Annotated in this window: 14 protein-coding genes and 2 pseudogenes; 4 read left to right on the top strand and 12 right to left on the bottom strand. The window is 71.5% G+C overall.

Annotated features, from left to right (window positions below; all coding sequences use genetic code 11):
- Positions 1 to 311: 311 nt before the first annotated feature.
- A complete protein-coding gene (locus ACIPYQ_RS40755; protein WP_401259706.1) occupies positions 312 to 533 on the bottom strand; it encodes a hypothetical protein in 222 nt (73 codons plus the stop codon).
- A gap of 251 nt (positions 534 to 784) precedes the next feature.
- Here ACIPYQ_RS40755 and ACIPYQ_RS40750 point away from each other — a divergent pair, with 251 nt between their 5' ends.
- The gene (locus ACIPYQ_RS40750) at positions 785 to 3,310 is read left to right on the top strand and encodes a Helicase associated domain protein (RefSeq protein ID WP_401259705.1); all 2,526 of its coding nucleotides are present in this window, start codon (positions 785 to 787) and stop codon (positions 3,308 to 3,310) included.
- A gap of 15 nt (positions 3,311 to 3,325) precedes the next feature.
- On the opposite strand, the gene ACIPYQ_RS40745 is transcribed toward ACIPYQ_RS40750, so the two are convergent.
- Both ACIPYQ_RS40745 and ACIPYQ_RS40740 read right to left on the bottom strand, forming a co-directional pair.
- On the bottom strand, positions 3,326 to 4,117 hold the full coding sequence (locus ACIPYQ_RS40745; RefSeq protein WP_401259703.1) for a helix-turn-helix domain-containing protein: 792 nt from the start codon (positions 4,115 to 4,117) through the stop codon (positions 3,326 to 3,328).
- Positions 4,118 to 4,132: 15 nt separating this feature from the next.
- Entirely contained in the window at positions 4,133 to 4,414 is a 282-nt protein-coding gene (locus ACIPYQ_RS40740; RefSeq protein WP_401259702.1) for a hypothetical protein, read from the bottom strand.
- Positions 4,415 to 5,222: 808 nt separating this feature from the next.
- On the opposite strand from ACIPYQ_RS40740, the gene ACIPYQ_RS40735 reads away from it, so the two are divergent.
- Positions 5,223 to 5,561 carry a hypothetical protein gene (locus ACIPYQ_RS40735; RefSeq protein WP_401259700.1) on the top strand — a complete coding sequence of 113 codons (339 nt, stop codon included), beginning with the start codon at positions 5,223 to 5,225 and terminating at the stop codon, positions 5,559 to 5,561.
- A 1,286-nt stretch (positions 5,562 to 6,847) separates the two neighbouring features.
- Here the strand turns inward: ACIPYQ_RS40735 and ACIPYQ_RS40730 are convergent.
- The 3 genes from ACIPYQ_RS40730 to ACIPYQ_RS40720 form a co-directional block, all read right to left on the bottom strand.
- Complete coding sequence (locus tag ACIPYQ_RS40730) at positions 6,848 to 7,033, bottom strand: hypothetical protein (RefSeq protein WP_401259699.1); 186 nt, start codon at positions 7,031 to 7,033, stop codon at positions 6,848 to 6,850.
- 235 nt (positions 7,034 to 7,268) lie between these two features.
- Entirely contained in the window at positions 7,269 to 7,589 is a 321-nt protein-coding gene (locus ACIPYQ_RS40725; RefSeq protein ID WP_401259697.1) for a hypothetical protein, read from the bottom strand.
- A gap of 204 nt (positions 7,590 to 7,793) precedes the next feature.
- Entirely contained in the window at positions 7,794 to 8,495 is a 702-nt protein-coding gene (locus ACIPYQ_RS40720) for a hypothetical protein (RefSeq protein WP_401259695.1), read from the bottom strand.
- A 210-nt stretch (positions 8,496 to 8,705) separates the two neighbouring features.
- On the opposite strand from ACIPYQ_RS40720, the pseudogene ACIPYQ_RS40715 reads away from it, so the two are divergent.
- A pseudogene (locus tag ACIPYQ_RS40715) lies at positions 8,706 to 8,921 on the top strand (PLP-dependent aminotransferase family protein); the annotation flags it as partial.
- Between the two features lie 61 nt (positions 8,922 to 8,982).
- On the opposite strand, the gene ACIPYQ_RS40710 reads toward ACIPYQ_RS40715, so the two are convergent.
- Entirely contained in the window at positions 8,983 to 11,871 is a 2,889-nt protein-coding gene (locus ACIPYQ_RS40710; RefSeq protein WP_401259694.1) for a tetratricopeptide repeat protein, read from the bottom strand.
- Positions 11,872 to 12,054: 183 nt separating this feature from the next.
- On the opposite strand from ACIPYQ_RS40710, the pseudogene ACIPYQ_RS40705 reads away from it, so the two are divergent.
- Positions 12,055 to 12,491: pseudogene (locus ACIPYQ_RS40705) on the top strand (IS3 family transposase); the annotation flags it as partial.
- Here ACIPYQ_RS40705 and ACIPYQ_RS40700 read toward each other — a convergent pair.
- The 5 genes from ACIPYQ_RS40700 to ACIPYQ_RS40680 form a co-directional block, all read right to left on the bottom strand.
- Positions 12,452 to 12,667 carry a DUF4158 domain-containing protein gene (locus ACIPYQ_RS40700; protein WP_401259692.1) on the bottom strand — a complete coding sequence of 72 codons (216 nt, stop codon included), beginning with the start codon at positions 12,665 to 12,667 and terminating at the stop codon, positions 12,452 to 12,454. The pseudogene ACIPYQ_RS40705 and the gene ACIPYQ_RS40700 sit on opposite strands and share 40 nt — an antisense overlap.
- Before the next feature lie 161 nt (positions 12,668 to 12,828).
- A complete protein-coding gene (locus tag ACIPYQ_RS40695; RefSeq protein ID WP_401259690.1) occupies positions 12,829 to 13,185 on the bottom strand; it encodes a hypothetical protein in 357 nt (118 codons plus the stop codon).
- Between the two features lie 94 nt (positions 13,186 to 13,279).
- Positions 13,280 to 13,720, bottom strand: coding sequence for a hypothetical protein (locus ACIPYQ_RS40690; RefSeq protein WP_401259689.1), 441 nt, complete (start codon positions 13,718 to 13,720; stop codon positions 13,280 to 13,282).
- A gap of 220 nt (positions 13,721 to 13,940) precedes the next feature.
- Positions 13,941 to 14,753, bottom strand: a complete 813-nt coding sequence (locus ACIPYQ_RS40685; RefSeq protein ID WP_401259687.1) for a hypothetical protein — start codon at positions 14,751 to 14,753, stop codon at positions 13,941 to 13,943.
- Between the two features lie 9 nt (positions 14,754 to 14,762).
- Positions 14,763 to 15,188, bottom strand: a complete 426-nt coding sequence (locus ACIPYQ_RS40680; protein ID WP_401259685.1) for a hypothetical protein — start codon at positions 15,186 to 15,188, stop codon at positions 14,763 to 14,765.
- Positions 15,189 to 15,750 lie beyond the last annotated feature (562 nt).

Below are 15,750 nucleotides of genomic sequence, written 5' to 3'. Positions count from 1 at the left end.
CCCGCGGAGCGGGACCCTGAGCGCTGGCGCGCTCAGGAGCGACGCCCTCCGCTGCGCTCCGGGCAGGCTTCGCTGACGCTTCGCCAGATTCCCGCGCGAGCGCGGGAATCGACGTCCGCAAGCGGACGTCCAAGAGGAAAGGCTGGCGCAAGCGCCAGCCTGGGTGGCGCTGACGCGCCACCAGATGTCCGCGCAAGCGCGGACATCGACGGGCCTTCGGCCCGTTGGGGTGTCCGCTGACGCTCCCACCCCTAGGCCCGCTGCCACGGGCCGGCTGTCGGCGGGGAACGGGGGGTGGTGGGTTGCCCTCGTTACTCCCAATAGCAGCCGCTGATGTAGATGCTCGACCGGGTCGCGGTCCGTTCGTCGACCTGAACGTCCCAGCGGGCGGCGGCCTCGGTATATGCGGCCTCCACCTCTTCGGACGGACGGCAGCAGTGGGTTGTCGCCACTTCCTCCCACACCATGCGAATCCTGACCGCCTCCTCCACCAGGTGCAGAAGGCCTGTCGTGTCCTGTGCACTGCGCTCCATGGCACTCCCCCATCGGTGTGTCGGCGCATCCATCGTCCACGGTTGACCCACAGCTGCGGTAGAGACCGCTCATTTCCGGTACGGAATCCGGTGATGTCTTGTTCTGGACGCCGTCGCGGGTGTAAGCGCGGTACAGTCTTCAGTGTGCATCACATCGGAAGTGATGCGTGTAGCTGTGTAGGATCCCGAGAACATCGCCACCCCCTCCCTGGCGGGCCCGACCCGCTGCTTCAAGTTCAGCGGAGTGCCGAATGCAGAAGTCTGGTGACATCGTGCTGCGTCCTCATCAGGAGGAGGCGGTGGAGGCCGTTGTCCGGGGGCTGGATATTCCGCCGGGGAAACGCATTCCGGAGGCGGGTCTGCGGGCGACGGTGGTGGCGGCGTGCGGGACGGGGAAGACGTTCATGGCGGCCGCTGCGGCGCTCCGGCTGGCGCGGCACGGGCGGGTTCTGGTGCTGCTGCCGACACTCGATCTGCTGACGCAGACGGTGCGGGAGTGGCGGCTCGCCGGGCACACCGGGCCAGCAGTCGCTGTGTGCTCGCTGGAGGACGACCCGCAGCTGTGGCAGCTCGACGTCCGGACCACGACGTCGGCTCCACAGCTGGGGCTCTGGCACGGGCGCGGCCCCGTCACGGTGTACGCGACGTACGCCTCCCTGCCGGTCATCGCCGAGGCCCACGAGGGCGCGTACGGGCTACCCATGGACGTGTTCGACCTGGTCATCGTCGACGAGGCGCACCGCACCTCGGGGTCGGCGGGGAAGGCCTGGGCCGATGTCCACCGCCAGGAGGTCATCCCCGCGATGCGCCGGCTCTACATGACCGCGACGCCGAGGATCTGGATGGAGCGGCCGCCACGGTCCCGGGCGCAGGAACGGGAGCAGGAGGAGGCGCAGCGGCGCGCGGCGGAGGCGGAGCGCAGGGAGCGTGAGAAGGCGGAGGCGGAGGGGCGGGTGTACGTGGCGCGGCCGCGGTGGGACCGGCTGCCGAAGGAGCTCGCCTGCTCGATGGACGACAAGCGGGTGTTCGGGCCGGTCGTTTATGAACTGTCGCTCGCTTCGGCTATTTCCCGGGGGCTTTTGGCGAAGTATCAAATTGTGGTGGCGGAACTCACCGACCCTGTCGTTACTCCGCAGCGGCTGAATAGCGAGGAACGCTACGAGGAGCAGTTGCGCGGGCAGCGGCTCGCCGCGATGCAGACCGCGCTGCTGGAGACGATGGCCGAGCACGGGCTGCAGACCACCATCACCTTCCACCACCGCACCGTGGAGGCGGAGGCCTTCGCCGCAGGTCTGGAGCGGGTCGCCGCGCGGCTGCACGCCGTCGACCCGGGGCGGCATCCGGAGCGGGTGTGGTCGGGCTGGTTGTGCGGGGAACACGAGGGCTCCCACCGGCAGTCCGTGCTCGCGGACTTCGGCCGCAGGGCCGGGCGGGCGGTGCTGTCGAATTGCCGGGTTCTGGGCGAAGGGGTCGATATTCGGGCCACCGACAGTGTGGCCCTGATCGATCCGAAGGGATCGGCCGTCGATATTGTCCAGGCGATCGGTCGGGCTTTGCGGCAGAAGCCCGGTGAAGGGAAGATGGCCACCCTGATCGTGCCCGTTTTTCTGCGGGAAGGCGAAAAGCCTGAGGACATGCTTTCGTCGGATTCCTACCGCCCGCTGGTGCGGGTTTTGGCGGGATTGCGGGCGCATGATGAAAAGGCCGTGGAAATGCTTGCTATTCCGCAGGAGAATCAGAAAAGGATCGTAGACCCGTCCCGGCCGGTCGGGAAGGCGCCGGAGGACGGTGAGGAGGAGACGCGGCTGCTGCTCCGCTTCGCGACGCCGCGGGACCCAGCACTCATCGCGAAGTGGATCAACTACCAGGTCATCAACACCGAACGGCAGGACTGGCGCCGCGGCGCCGAGGCCGCGTACCGGTACCGACAGCGGGAGGGGCACCTCGACGTCCCGTACGAGCACGTCGGGGCCGAGGGGGCGTTCCCGCTGGGGCGGTGGCTGTCGGATCAGCGGCGCGCCTACCGGGCCGGGGCGATGACCGGTGAGCGGGCGGCCGAGCTGGAACAGCTGGGGATCGTGTGGGACACCGCCGACGCCGGCTTCGAGACCAACCTCGGCGCAGCGCGGGCCTACCACGACCTCCACGGGACCCTGGCCGCCCCACGGGGCGCGGCCATCCTCGACGTCCAGGTCGGACAGTGGCTCACCAACATCCGCCGCCCCGGCGGACTCGGCAAAGACCCCGAACGCGCCGCACGCCGGGCCGCCGCCCTCGCCGCGATCGACCCCGACTGGAACCCGGCGATGCTGGGATGGACGGTCGACTGGCAGCGGCACCACGCCTACCTGGAGCAGCTGCTCGCCGAAGGCGCCCGCCTGACCGCGATCACGCCGGGAGTGACCCGACACGGGGACGACGTCGGACGGTGGCTGACCACCCAACGGCGGGGCTGGGACCGGCTGAACGAGGAGCAGCGGCGCCGGCTCGCCGAACACGGCGTGACCAAGGCCGTACCGGCTCGCAAGACGCCCGCGAAGACCGCCGTGAAGGCTGGGGCGGGCGCGGGCGGCGAGGCCTTCCAGAAGGGCCTGGAAGCGCTTGCGCAGTACGTCGCGCGGGAGGGCCGGCTGCCTGGGCGCGGCGTCGTCCAGGTCCTGGCCGACGGAACCGAACATCGCACCGGGATCTGGGTCGGGAACCAGAAAGCCCGCCGCGACAAGCTCAACCAGGCACAGCTCGCCGCACTCGCCGAGTTGGGTGTGGACTGGGCGTGAGCCGAGCAGAGTGCCTCATGCCGCCCGCGGCCGCCGCAACGGAGGATGATGCCGCTCGTCCAGGTACCTGGGGTCTCTCTCCAACTCGGTAAACGGTCCCTCCACGAACGCCCTTCCCCGCTCGAGTGCATCTCGGCCGGGGCCGTGGCGTAGATCGCGCAGGCGGATGTCCTTGAGACCGGTGCGGCGAGGAAGCTGCCTGGTCATGATGGCCAAGGCTGCCTCCGCATCGCTCAGTCTCCGGAGGCGGGGGTCGGTGATCTGGTCGTATGCGTCCGCCCAGCGCTGCGCCAGGCGCGGCCCGATTCCGCAGGCCGTCAGGAAGGCGATGCACTGCTGGCGGCTGGCCGGCAGCGCCTGCTGGCGCACGATCCGCGCCGCCGTGCTGACCGGCAGCTGGTGCGAACCGCCCGCCAGTGCCTGGAGCCGGCGCAGAGGCAGAGCGCCGGCCTCCTCGTAGAAGTACGCCAGTGCCTCGCCCAATTGCCCAGCCGTCATCACCAGCGCAGGCGCACCGGGCTGGCGCAGCTTCTTCAAGCGGTCGCGCTTGCTGATCCGCGCCCGCTGCCACAGGCGCTCCACGGCGCCGTTCGGGCCGCCGCAGACGTTGACGATCGCCTGGACCGTCTCCCAGGACGGCACGCTCCGGCCCGAGGCCGCGCGCTTGAGCGTAGCCGCCGACACCCCGGTCGCTGCCGCGAGCTCGTCGTAGGTGAGCCTTGCCGCGGCTCGCAGCCTCCGCAGCTCGGCGGCCAGCCTGCCGCGTGCCGGGTCGGTGTGGTCGACCGGGAGTTCAGGACGTCCCATGATCCCTGTCCCCCTCTACCGGCCGGCCTGAAGCGCGGCGCGGGCCACCGCGGCCACCGTGCCTCGGCCCCCCGGCGTGACCGCGACGAGCAGGACCGTGCCGATGGCGCCCGCGCCGCCGAGCAGCTGGAAGATCTCCGTCATCGCCATCCCCCGCAGGCTCAGCACCACGGCCAGGACGAACATCACCGGCATGACCACGCTGATCACGACCGCCTGCGGCATCGTCAGGCCCGGCACCCGGCCGTCCGCTCCCCGCTGCCGGCCATCCGAGAGGGCCTTCTCCCGCACTCCCATGACGCTCCTGTCCGGGACACCGGATATCCCGGGCATCCCTGAAGTAGTAAGACAGGAGGGCGCGGGACAGCGCCCTCCCGAGGTGGTGACTCCGCGCCAAGTGGCGCTTTCCCAGGGGCGATTGGCGTCGCTTGACTGGGACCACCAGCATGACAGACAGCCACACGAGCCACAGGCACGGAACCTAGGGCCCGCATCCCTTAAGCCGGAAATGTCCCTTCATTCGTCCACTGGTGTCCCAGGTGCCCGAGGAATTCGGGAGCAGGCGCGCTGACCTGGGCAAAGACCGCGACTCGACCAGCTATTTGGGGGATCTCCTTCTCCCGGGGTTCGGCGAACACCGTGCAGCGCCCGCCGAACCCGGACACCCGCTCCCGTTCGTCCATTCCCGTCCAAACAGAAGTTGTGTTCCGGTCCGCCGGAAGAGCATCGTGGGTACCCACTACCACCGGGCAACCGGCGGGACCCCTGAAGTAGGTGACTCCGCAGCAGGGACAAGAGAAGCACCGCGTTGGCGCGCGAGTGCCTCACGCGACAGGGCCGACCCGCACACGCCGGGCCGGCCCTGTCCGCATTCCCGGCCCACACCCCCGCACCGGCTCCGTGAACCGGTTCACGGACCCCTTTGCGCCCCCACGCACGTAAGTCGACTTACGCGGCTGCCGCGGCCCTGCGGGTACCGCGGCCCGGGGCCAGCGCGGCGGCGGACGCAGAAGCCGCGTCCGTGCCCGGTACCCCTGCGGCCGTCCCGGCAGCACGTGCGACGATCACTGAGAGCTCGCCTTGTCCGCTTCCTCAGAGGCCGCACATGAACAGTAAGTTCCTCCCCTTCCGGCGCAAGCGCGGAACCAAGGTCACCTACGAGGTGACCGGCACCGGCTCCTTCGAGGTGGCCTACGCCGTCGGCGACCCTCTGAAAGGAGAGCAAAAGCAGGTCACGGCCGGCGTCACGCCGTGGAAACAGGACGTCGTGATGTCGGGCATCGACGCGATGCCCATGCTCACGATCATCACGTCCAACCCCGAGCATCCCGACGGCTGGCTCCAGTGCACGATCTCCATCGACGGAGAACTCGCAGTGGAAGGGGCGGTGTCCTCGCGGTCAGCCAGCGCGACCTTCACGGCCCTGCCCGGCGCGACAGGCTGACGGCAGCGCGCATCGATGCGGAGCCCGACGGTCCCTCACACAGTGGGTGGAACGGCAAGACGCAGACCGTCCGGTGCCACGCGGCCACAGCGCCCGCACGAGACCCTCACCGGGAATGCTCACGAGCACGGGCAGGTGCGGCCGGGCGGTGGATACTCCCGGCCCGGGAGACCGGCGACGCCGTAGAAGACGACCCACTCGACACAGCCACACTCCCAGGACCTCAGACCAGCCCCTCCCCCGCGTCCCGCACCACGGGAAAACCCCACCAGACGGCGACCGCGTATCGAAGTGCCAGAGGTGTGCCGCACACCAGACCCCACACACCAGCAACCCCCACCACCACCAACCCGGCCAACCACCACCCCACACCCACTCCCCCAGCCCGAAGACCACGGCCGCAATGACCGCAGCCCGGCCTCCGCGCACAGCAACGGGCACCAGCCGGCCGCACCCCCACCGTCATGGCCGGAGCGGCCTGCCGCCGACGGAGGCGACGGGGGCACAGGACGGTCGGGCGGGTAACGGCCAGGGCGGTCGTCCACGCGGCGACCGTCTCCCACAGCGGGTGGGCGGCCGTGCGGAAAGCTGCCCGGGAGGCGGGCCGGTTTGCCCAGGGCCTGGAGCAGGTCGGAGGCGGTGTCGCTGGTCTTGCCCGGGCCGGGGGTTGGTGATGCGGCCGGTCTGCGGGGCATGGGCGGCAAGGTAGTGTCCCAGGGATCTATGAGTGGATCATCGAACGAGGGGGCTGATCAGGATGGTAGACAAGCAGCGCAAACAGCGAAGTCGCCGAGGTTTGTGGTGGTGGCTCCTGCTCCTGGGCGCCGCAATCGTTGTCTGCGGGTTCCTCGCAGGGACTCGGTACCACGGGGATCCTGAAACGAAGGGCCTCGCAGACCTGGCCTTCTGGGGAATGCTTGCCGGCGGTTGCCTGACCCTCGGCGCGGCCATGGAACTCATCCAGCCCGCTCTGCAGCGTGGCCTGGCACGACTCATCGCCCGCAATGCCCGACGGTACCGGGAGAGGCAGTCAGCAACACAGCACGCGAACCCCGATCGACGGAATGCCGCCTGACCTCAACAACCAACCGGAACCGACATCTTCGTCCCCGCTGCCGGACCAGCCACTTCCCGACGACCATCGGCGGGGACGGTGAACCCGGGCCGGACCTCCGCCCGGCCTTCCTCGTCGCATACGGGCTCACGCAGCGCAGCGTAGGACCGCTGCCACTCCGCCCGGCCACGACAGGTTCCAGCGCTCGTCCACGGCCTCCACTGCGGGCAGCTCAGTCGAGTTCCCATACCTCGAGGAAGTCCGGATCGTGCCGCCACTGCTGGGCGATCACGCACAGGCTGTCCCACGTCCCCGCGAGGGCAGGCTCGTTGTCCCACTCCCGGAACGCCCTCGCCTGCCCCAGCGCACGCACCACATCGTTGAGGGCCTGCACGGCCCGGTCCGTGCCGGCCGCCACGGGGCGGTCCAGCAGCAGAAGGTCCGTCCGGGCGAAGGCGAACAGGAACCGCGCCAGCTCCGCTAAGCGCTCCTCGGCGTACTCCGCCCGAACTCCTCCGCGGCCTCGTACCGCTCGTCCACCACATACCCCGCTCTGCCTGACGGCGCCCTCGCCGACGCGCGATCGTACCCACCCCCGGGCCGCATCGCCCGGGTCAGCCTGTCGCCCGCACCACCGCGCCGGAAGCCGGCGCTCACCGACCGCGTCCCTGGCGCCGGGTGGGCGCGGTCTGCTGCCGGTGCGCGGGCACGGCCGGCTCCGCGGGCGCCGGCTGGCCGGGGGCGGCGCCGGTGGGGGTGGTGGTGGAGCGGGAGCGGGCCGCCGCCGCCGCGGAGACCCGGGGCCGGGCGGCGGCCGGCGTACCGGGCGGGGTGGTCAGGGAAGCGAGGGTCGCGTCCACGAGGCGGCCGACCAGGGCGGTGCCGGTGGCTTCCTGCCAGGAGGTGTCGGCGCTCAGGCGGTTCAGGCGCTGAGCGACGGTGTCGGTGCCGTCGCGTTCGCCGAGCTGCTGCATGCGGGCGGGAGCCGAGCAGGAGGCCCGCCTCCCGCTCCGACAGGACGTCCCTGCCCAGCGACACCATCTGGGAGTGCGCGGTCCGCTGACTGCGCACGGTGCGACAAAGACCCAGCCAACAGGCCCAGCGCCTCCAGTAGCGAAGCGCGCATCTGAGGTAGGCCCGGCTTCACCCCGACCACCGCCCGCCACACCGGAACCCGGTCAGGCAGCAGATGCAGCGCCTGCTGCACCGCCACCGTCTTCCCCACCCCCGGCTCCCCGAACACACACCCGATCCCCCGCGCTGCGGCAGTGTGCTCCCACCGCTTCCACCACCGCAGCGACCGGCACCGTCGACACCACACGCGCACCCGGCACGAACAACCGCACCCCACCCCGCGACGGCGCCGTGTCCTCCTCGCCTGTCCCGGGCTCTGGCGTGGCCGCCGGGTCCGCGTCGACCACCGGCAGGCCCTCACCCGCCCGCTGCAGCTTCAGCTCGGCCAGCACTCGGTCATAGCGGCCGGCCTCGACACGGTTCCGGGAAGGCCTCGCCACCACCAACACCCGACCCGCTTGCAGATCCCGGCGCACCACACGATGCAGCGTCCCCAACGACGGCACACTCCCAGGCGAGGGCGGACCATCGGCCGTCAGCCGCCGGTACAGCGCCGCCACGTTCCCGCCCACCTCCGCCAGGACCAGCCACTGCTCCTCATCCAGCGTGAACCCGTCCTGACGCGGCACCGGCTCCAGCTGGCCCTCCCGCGCCTCCGCCAGCCACTTCCACACCGTCCGGACCGTCACCCCGGCAGCCTCCGCCATCACCCGCACATGCAGCGACGACACCGAACCCGGCCCCTGATCCACCGCCAACAAGCGACGCACCACCACACCCCGCGCCAACCGGCCGTCCTCACCCATACCCGCAAGCACACCCGGCGACCAAGGCCACGGACACAGGAATAGGCAAACCCATGACAGCCACCCACCCTGCTGCTACGCAGCCCATGACAGCCGCCTGGTCACCCCATGACAGCCATGATCAGAAGCCCTACAGGGCACAGACAGGAACAACAGCCTCGACCCGGCTGACGCCCACCCGCTGCCACCAACCCACCCATTCACACGTGGCTCCCGTACGGCGGCTACCACCTGTGGCTCCGGCTGCCGGACGGCCGGGACGAGGCCGCGCTCACCGCCGACGCCCTCCGGGCCGCAGTGGCCGTCACCCCGGGCCGGACGTACTTCACCGCCGAGGCCCCCGCCCCGCACGTGCGGCTCAGCTATGCCTGCGCGGACAGTCCGGAGCGGCTGGCCGAGGGCGCACAGCGGCGGCACCGTACGGCGAGGACGGCTGAGCACCGATCCAGCCGCGGTCTGCCAGGCGCACGAGAGCGTCGTTCCCGAGCTACCGCGTCGGCGGTTGCGGCCCGCGCAGCTTCAGCTCGGCCTCGGTGGCCGCCGACAGCGCGCCGGCCCGGTACTCCTCCCATCCGGGCCCGAAGGAGGCGAAGCGGTCCGCGACGCGCAGGTGGAAAGCGAGCACCTTCTCCCGGGCCTCGCGGACGGCGGCCGTCTTACGGGGCTCGTACGGCGTGTCCTCCATCCAGTCGATCTCGCATGTGCCGTCCATGACCTCGAAGCGGGTGACGTCCATACCGGCCAGCCGCTCGGCCTCGGCCGCGAGGAACTCGCCGAGCGGCTGCCAGGTGTTCGCCAGCTCGCCTCGGAGCTCCTCCCCCTGCTCGCCCCGGCCCTCGGCCTCGGCGAGGGCCTCCTCCAGGAGCGACTGTGCCTTGGCCAGCATCGATGCGGCGTGCCCCGGGCGACCGCCCGCCGCCTCGGACTGCCGGGCCCGGGAGCGAAGCAGGCCCGCCCGGTCCACCGCCGAACCGTTCTCCCACGCCTCCTGGTACGCGGCCTCTGGTCCGGTCTCAGGCGCCTCGGCCGTCTCCCGCAGCCCCGCCGCGTAGTAGGGCCCGCAGGCATAGGCCTGGCCGAGCCGTTCGGCTCCCTCCACCAGCTGCTGTGCCGCGGTCGGGTGCTCCCCGAGCCCGCGCAGCGACCGGCCGAGGACCTCCCTCGCGCGCAACAGGTGGTCGCCGCCGTGCCAGTTGCGAGCATCCGGGAGCAGTGCCCGGACCACCTCAGCGGCCTCCTCGTACCGGCCCGTCCCGCAGTAGGCCTCGGCGAGGGCAAGGTACGCGAGGGCGGTCTGCCGCGAGGCCTGCTCCGGCGCGCAGGCCTCGTACCAGAGGCCCGCTCGGAGCGCGTGCCGCGTGGTGTCCTCGTACGCCGCGGACTCCAGCGCGAGGCGGGCGAGCAGCAGGTACACGTTGCCGACCGACTCCGGATCGACCGGGCCGCCGCCGTGTCCCATCGCCTCGTACGCGGCGGCCGCGGCGGCCTCGGCGGCGGGACGCTCGCGAAGGCCGGCGAGCTCCCGCGCCAGCTCCAGGAACGGCTCGACGGCGTCCCACGGGCGCCCGGCCAGCAGGTGGTTGTCCGAGCAGGCCCGCAGGAGCACGACCCTGCGGCCGCTGTTCGGGAACACCCAGTCGGCGGCGGCGCGCTGGGCCTGAGCCGCGAGCGACCGGAGCTCAGGACTCTCCTCGTCCGTCCTGGCCGCGGCCTCGGCGTAGGCGGCGGCATAGGTGAAGAACCGCTCCACCTCGCCCAGGGAGTGCACGTCATCGACGGAGCGGACCACGGCCGCGGTCCGGCCACGGGCCAGCAGCACGGCCGTGACCTGGCGAGGTGTGGCGGAGCCGGCCTCGGCCAGGGCTCGCACCGCCCGCTCCGCCTCGTCGGCCAGCGCGAGCGCCTCCTCGCCGCGTTCGTATCCGTAGGCCAGCGTCAGCGCGGCGTGGGCGCGGTTGACGGCGGCCTCGGCCGGTGCACCGCTCGCCCGGAACGCCTCGGCTGCCTCCTCGAACGCGTCCATGGCAGCCGCCAGGTCCTCGTCGGAGGGCCAGATCCCGACCTGCACGATCTTTTCGGCGAGCCGCAGCCCGCGCTGGGCTGCGAGCTCGGCGCGCAGGCAGCCGTCGACCGACCGCCCGGCCGCCTCCTGGTCCAGAACCGACCAGGCCGCCCGGCTGTCCGGGTGGCCGCTGTCGCGCAGCCGTCGCGCCTCGGCGAGCAACTGGTCGAAGTCCCGGACCGGACCCGGCTGCCACTCCCCGCCCGAAATGGTGGCTCGGGCGAGGGCAGGCAGGCCGCCGCGGATGCCGAGCGGGAGACTTTCCAGCAGTGGCTGCTGCTCCGACCTGGCACGGCTGCGGTCCGAGACGGCCGTGTTGCCGTTGCGCCGGTCGAACCGCGCGCTCAGGGTGCCGCGTTCGCGGTCGCAGTGGAGCAGGAGGGCGTCCACCGTCCAGGCCGGGCCCGGCGGTCCGGCGACCGGTTCGGCGCCGAGGCCCAGCGCGGCGAGGCGGCGCAGCAGCAGGACGGCGGATTCCAGCAGGGACAGTCGCTTCGCCGGGTTGCTGCCGCCGTCCAGGTGCACTGCGTGCCGGCCGAGGATGTCCAGGCCGCGGGTCTCGTTGCCGGTCAGGGCGCAGAACTCGATGTGGTGCCCGATCTCCTCAAGCACCTGTCCCTTGCCCCGAACCAGCCGGTAGCCGCGCAGGTGGTGGGCGCGAGCCTCATCCGACCGGCCCAGTCGTACCAGCGGCAGCAGGGAATGGGCGAGCACCCGCGCCGGCTCCCCGGCGCGGTCGTCGCCGCCTGCGAGTACGGCCTCCCAGATGCGCAGGGCCTCGGCGTCGCGGCCCTGCCGGACGTGCCAGGCGCCGAGGGCGGTGTCCGGCCGTCCCGGGTCGACGGCCGGCCACTGCCGGAGCAGCTCCTCGGCGCGGACGTGGTCCCCGAGATGGGTGGCGAGGAGGAACTCCTGCGCCCGGACGGTGCGGCGCGGGAGTCCGGCCAGAGCGCGGCGCCGCTCCATTCCCCCGGTCCACCGCTCGATCGAGGCGAGCGGAACCTCCGGGTGGTCCAGGCCGCTGATCCACTCGAACTCACCGACGAGCCGGTCCGAGGCGCGGACGGCGAAGAGCGACGGATCCTCGTCCCACAGCCGCAGCGCCTGGTCGAAGACCTCGAACATCCGGCCGCGCTCGTCGCCTCGGTCGTAGGCGGACATCAGCGTGGCCATCGCGTTCAGCAGCAGCGGCGCGTCCGCCGTCGCCCGGGCGCGGTCGACCAGCGCCTCGGCGCGGCTGCTCCGCGCTCGGCCTGCCGGGACGGTGACGACCTGCGCCAACTCCTGGCGGATCTCCTTGACGAGCGCGCTCATCGGCCGGTCTCGCATGCTTGGGTCAGCAGTCATCATCTTCGGGTGCGCAGACGTCTGCCGCAGGACCGGGGCAGCTGCGCGGGTAAAGCGACCGTCGTGGGGTCGCGCGAGCCAAAACACCAGGGTACGGCGGCGAACTGACATTCGGACAGGCGCCGCCCCACCGCTCCGTCAGCCGTGGCCTTCATCTCTGACAACCGCGCCGCTTTCGGCGTCAAGCGGATGTGCCGTGTGCGCGGGGTGTCCCGCGCTGGCTACTACAGGCACCTGGCCACCGAGCAGGCCCGTGCGGAACGCGGGGCCGAGGAGAAGCGGACCGTGGCCGAGATCCGTGCCATTCACGCCGAGCACGGCGGCGCCTACGGTGCCCCGCGCGTCCATGCCGAGCTGCGGGCGAGGAGCCAGCGGATCAACCGCAAGCGCGTGACCAGGCTGATGCGGATCAATCACATCGTCGGCCGGCACCTGCGGAGGAAGAAGCGGACGACGATCGCGGACAGGACCGCGCCGCCTGTGCCGGACCTGGTGGTGCGCGACTTCACCGCCGACGAACTGAACACCAAGTGGTGCGGGACATCACCTACATACCCGTCGGCAGCACGTGGCTGTATCTCGCCACCTCGCCAGGCAGCTCCGCCCGGCCTCGGGGGAACCGGCCGTGCTGCGTGTAGAACTTCAGCAGGACGGCGAAGCCCAGGCGTGTCGCACCGCGCTTGCCTGACACAAGCACCTGCTCGTCCTTCAGCAGCGTCCAGTGCTCGACCAGCTCATCCAGGTCCAACGGGGTACGGGCCACGTTCGTAGATCGTCCTCGCTTGGGCTCACACACCGCAGCCGTACAGCCTCGGGCTCACCCGCACGAGGGATGCCCTCGCAAGATCACCGCCGTTTGCGGCTGGTGACACGGTTCTTACCGGCACCCCTACAAGCAGCAGGCGAAGGGGCAGCAGGTCGTCATCACGGAACGGTGCCGTGCAGCGCGGGGCGGTCGCCTGACATCGCGTAGCGGCGGGCGGCCAGGCCGTGCTCGAGGTCCTTGCCGATCTGATCGCACAGCAACGCGAGGACGTCAGCAGCCTGCTCGTCGGACAGGTAGGCCGGGGCGACTTCGGGCATCAGCTCCCCGATTGCGTACGTGCTGGCGACGAGGTCGTCGACGACGGCGCGCATCGCGGCGACGATCGGGTCCGCCGGCGGATCGACGGGCGGCGAGGGCGGGGCAGTACGGACTTCGCGGACGGCCTGGCGGACCACGGCGCGCACCGTGGGCTTGGAGGCCGCTGTGGGCGCGAGCGACGAGTCGGCGGGGATCAAACTCCGCGACGTCGCCGCTGCGGCCGGAGACGGCGATCAGACAGGCCGCAGCCGGGCGCGCCTTCGTCGTCTGGGAGACGCCGCCGGTGGGCGGTTAGCGGCGCCGTCGCCCGTGGCCGGGCAGGCCGGCCGGGATCGCGTACACGCTAGAGCCGCCGCTGCTGACGGCCGGCGCCGCCCGCCACCCTTGGGTCGGTGCGGGCGGCACCATGCGCAGCAGCCCGTCCACGACGGGACGTGGAGCGGCCGGAGCCCCTATCGGCTCTCCGGACAGCGGGCACCGCTCCCCCTCCGGCATGGGGTGCTGGGCGAGAGTGTCCCTGTGGGTGATCCGGGCCCAGGTGCCGCAGGCGCACTCGTAGCTGCTCGTCAGCTCTCGGCCGGTTACGACCACTTCCCCGGACTTCGGGCAGAGGCCGGGGCGCCCCGGCGCCGGGTGCTCGTAGAGGTGACCGTTGCGCAGGCTCGCCTTCGTCGGTACACCGCACTCGGGGCAGACGACCAGCTTCGTTGGTGCAAGAACGCGCCTCGGCATGTCGTGACCCTTCTTCGGCCGGGCCCCCTGCCTTTCCGGTCAACTCGCCGTATGCAAGGGGCTGTTTGGTTCTCCCCTGCCCGGCTGCCGCCCACACCCGAGGAGGCGCGAGCGGTAGACAGATCCGGACGATGGAGGGACAACAGCGTTCCCGACCAGAGCCCGGAAACATGCGGGCGATCTCCACCTGGCAGGTTCACACCCTCACAGCTCACCCTGTCTACCTGCGGAAAGGGGGTGTGATGCTTACAGCCACCCAGTCCTCGGGCGGATCCAGGACCTCCTTTCGCGGGTGGGGGACCGTGGCCGCGGGGCGCCCTGGCGCCAGGTTCTGTCGCTTGCGGATGGTGGTGGCACGCACGGTGCACCAGCGGGAGCAGTACATGCGGGGGCGGCGGGCGGAGTCGGGCAGCGGCTGGGCGCAAACCGGACAGTGGTCGGCCGCGATGAGAGGGGCCAAGCGCTCGAGGAGCTCGTGCACCTGGTCCTCTTCCTCCTGCCCGTACGGGATGGTGTCGGCCCGGCAGCCGTCGAGGAATTCAGCGACGACGGTGCGCAGGGCGGGCAGGTCGCGGCGGCAGGTGCCGAGGAGGTTGAGGTACTCCTCTACGGGCCAGGTGGCCAGGACGCCGGAGCGGGTGAGGTAGAGGCCCAGGGTGTCGATCCGGTAGCGGTCGGCGGTGTCGAGGAGCAGGTAGCCGATCAGCTGGTTCGCGGTCTGCTTGGACAGCCCCCGGGTGAAGGGGTGCTTGGTGCTCTTGAAGTCGAGCAGCAGGCCGTCGGCCACGAGATCGGCGTCGGCGGTGATGTTGACGCCCGGGAAGGTGGGCCCGCCGGTGCAGTCCTGGGCCTGGGTGCGGGCGCGCAGCGCCTCCAGGGGGCCGGTGGTGGCCAGGTAGAGCTGGTGGACGACGTCGTCGATCATGTCCTGGTTGGGGAGCTGCAGGAGCCGGTTGAGGGTGAAGCCGCCGGGATCATCGAGCGCGGTGAGGTACAGAGGGGTGTAGGTGAAGCCGTACGGGTTGCGGGCCATCACCTGGTATCAGGCGCCGGCGAGCAGCATGCGGGCCAGGTCCTCCTCTTCGTCGTGGGCGCGGTCCATCGGCAACGCGCGGTTGTCGAGGTCGAGGCGGTGCACGGTCTCGGCCAGGCGCGCGGCGAGCTCGTTGCCAACCGCGCGCATCCGTAGCCCGGCGCCCCGGCCGATGCCGCCGGTGAGGTCGATCCCGGCCTCCGTGGCCAGGTCCACGGGCGCGGCCGTCGTGAAGGCGAGGCGTAGCCGCTGGTCGATCGCGGTGCCGACATTGCCGGCCTCCGTGCCGACGCCAGGCCCCGGCAGCAACAGGCTGTCTGTTTGATGCTGGGCGCGGAAGGACTCGCGCAGCGGCCGTGGGCCGGCTGACAGTTCGCGATCCAGGAACCGGCGCAGCGGAGTACGGGGACTGTGGAGTCCGGAGGTAAGGCTCATCCGAAGGTCACCGCCTTGAGGAGGCACCGCCCGCAGGCGGTGGAATCGTCACGGCCGGACGCTACGAACGGGCGCTGACAAGGTGTCACCCACACGAGGGAGCTGCCTGTCACCCACACGGAATCGTTCCCCCGAGCGGGTGACGGAAGGCGGCGGGCGGCGGCCGTACCAGGCAGGCGGCGGAACGGCTTTGGCGAGGCACCTCACAGCCTCACAACCTCACAGCTGACCTCGCCCACCTGGGGAAATGGCCTGTGAGCCTCACAGACCTCACAGGCTGACGTGACAGCCAGGTGCCTGCCCGCCCGGAGTGTGACCAGGCGGGACTGCCTAGCCCGGCGGCCCTGTTGCTCCGGGCGTCAGCCGCCTGTCCGGTCGGCCGCGCGGGCTCCGCTCTGCTCTTCCCGGTGGCTGGTCCGGATATCCAGTACCAGCTCGGCCAAGGCGTCAATGACGACCCTGGTGGGGTCTCCGAGAGTCGTCGGGTCGAACCACTCCGCCGGGGGCGGGGCGGGGCGGGGGGCCGCGGGGGGGGGGGGGGGGGCGGGGGGGGGGGGGGGCG

This window comes from Streptomyces sp. NPDC090045, assembly GCF_044747975.1.
GTDB lineage: Bacteria > Actinomycetota > Actinomycetes > Streptomycetales > Streptomycetaceae > Streptomyces.
Note: the sequence above shows the minus strand (reverse complement) of the source record. Positions and strands in the feature narration are given on the sequence as shown.

Excerpts from the sequence above, each read along its gene's own strand:
- ACIPYQ_RS40755 (WP_401259706.1), bottom strand. The coding sequence starts at position 533 with ATGGAGCGCAGTGCACAGGACACGACAGGCCTTCTGCACCTGGTGGAG.
- ACIPYQ_RS40750 (WP_401259705.1), top strand. The coding sequence starts at position 785 with ATGCAGAAGTCTGGTGACATCGTGCTGCGTCCTCATCAGGAGGAGGCG.
- ACIPYQ_RS40745 (WP_401259703.1), bottom strand. The coding sequence starts at position 4,117 with ATGGGACGTCCTGAACTCCCGGTCGACCACACCGACCCGGCACGCGGC.
- ACIPYQ_RS40740 (WP_401259702.1), bottom strand. The coding sequence starts at position 4,414 with ATGGGAGTGCGGGAGAAGGCCCTCTCGGATGGCCGGCAGCGGGGAGCG.
- ACIPYQ_RS40735 (WP_401259700.1), top strand. The coding sequence starts at position 5,223 with ATGAACAGTAAGTTCCTCCCCTTCCGGCGCAAGCGCGGAACCAAGGTC.
- ACIPYQ_RS40725 (WP_401259697.1), bottom strand. The coding sequence starts at position 7,589 with ATGCAGCAGCTCGGCGAACGCGACGGCACCGACACCGTCGCTCAGCGC.
- ACIPYQ_RS40720 (WP_401259695.1), bottom strand. The coding sequence starts at position 8,495 with ATGGGTGAGGACGGCCGGTTGGCGCGGGGTGTGGTGGTGCGTCGCTTG.
- ACIPYQ_RS40710 (WP_401259694.1), bottom strand. The coding sequence starts at position 11,871 with ATGAGCGCGCTCGTCAAGGAGATCCGCCAGGAGTTGGCGCAGGTCGTC.
- ACIPYQ_RS40690 (WP_401259689.1), bottom strand. The coding sequence starts at position 13,720 with ATGCCGAGGCGCGTTCTTGCACCAACGAAGCTGGTCGTCTGCCCCGAG.
- ACIPYQ_RS40685 (WP_401259687.1), bottom strand. The coding sequence starts at position 14,753 with ATGGCCCGCAACCCGTACGGCTTCACCTACACCCCTCTGTACCTCACC.
- ACIPYQ_RS40680 (WP_401259685.1), bottom strand. The coding sequence starts at position 15,188 with ATGAGCCTTACCTCCGGACTCCACAGTCCCCGTACTCCGCTGCGCCGG.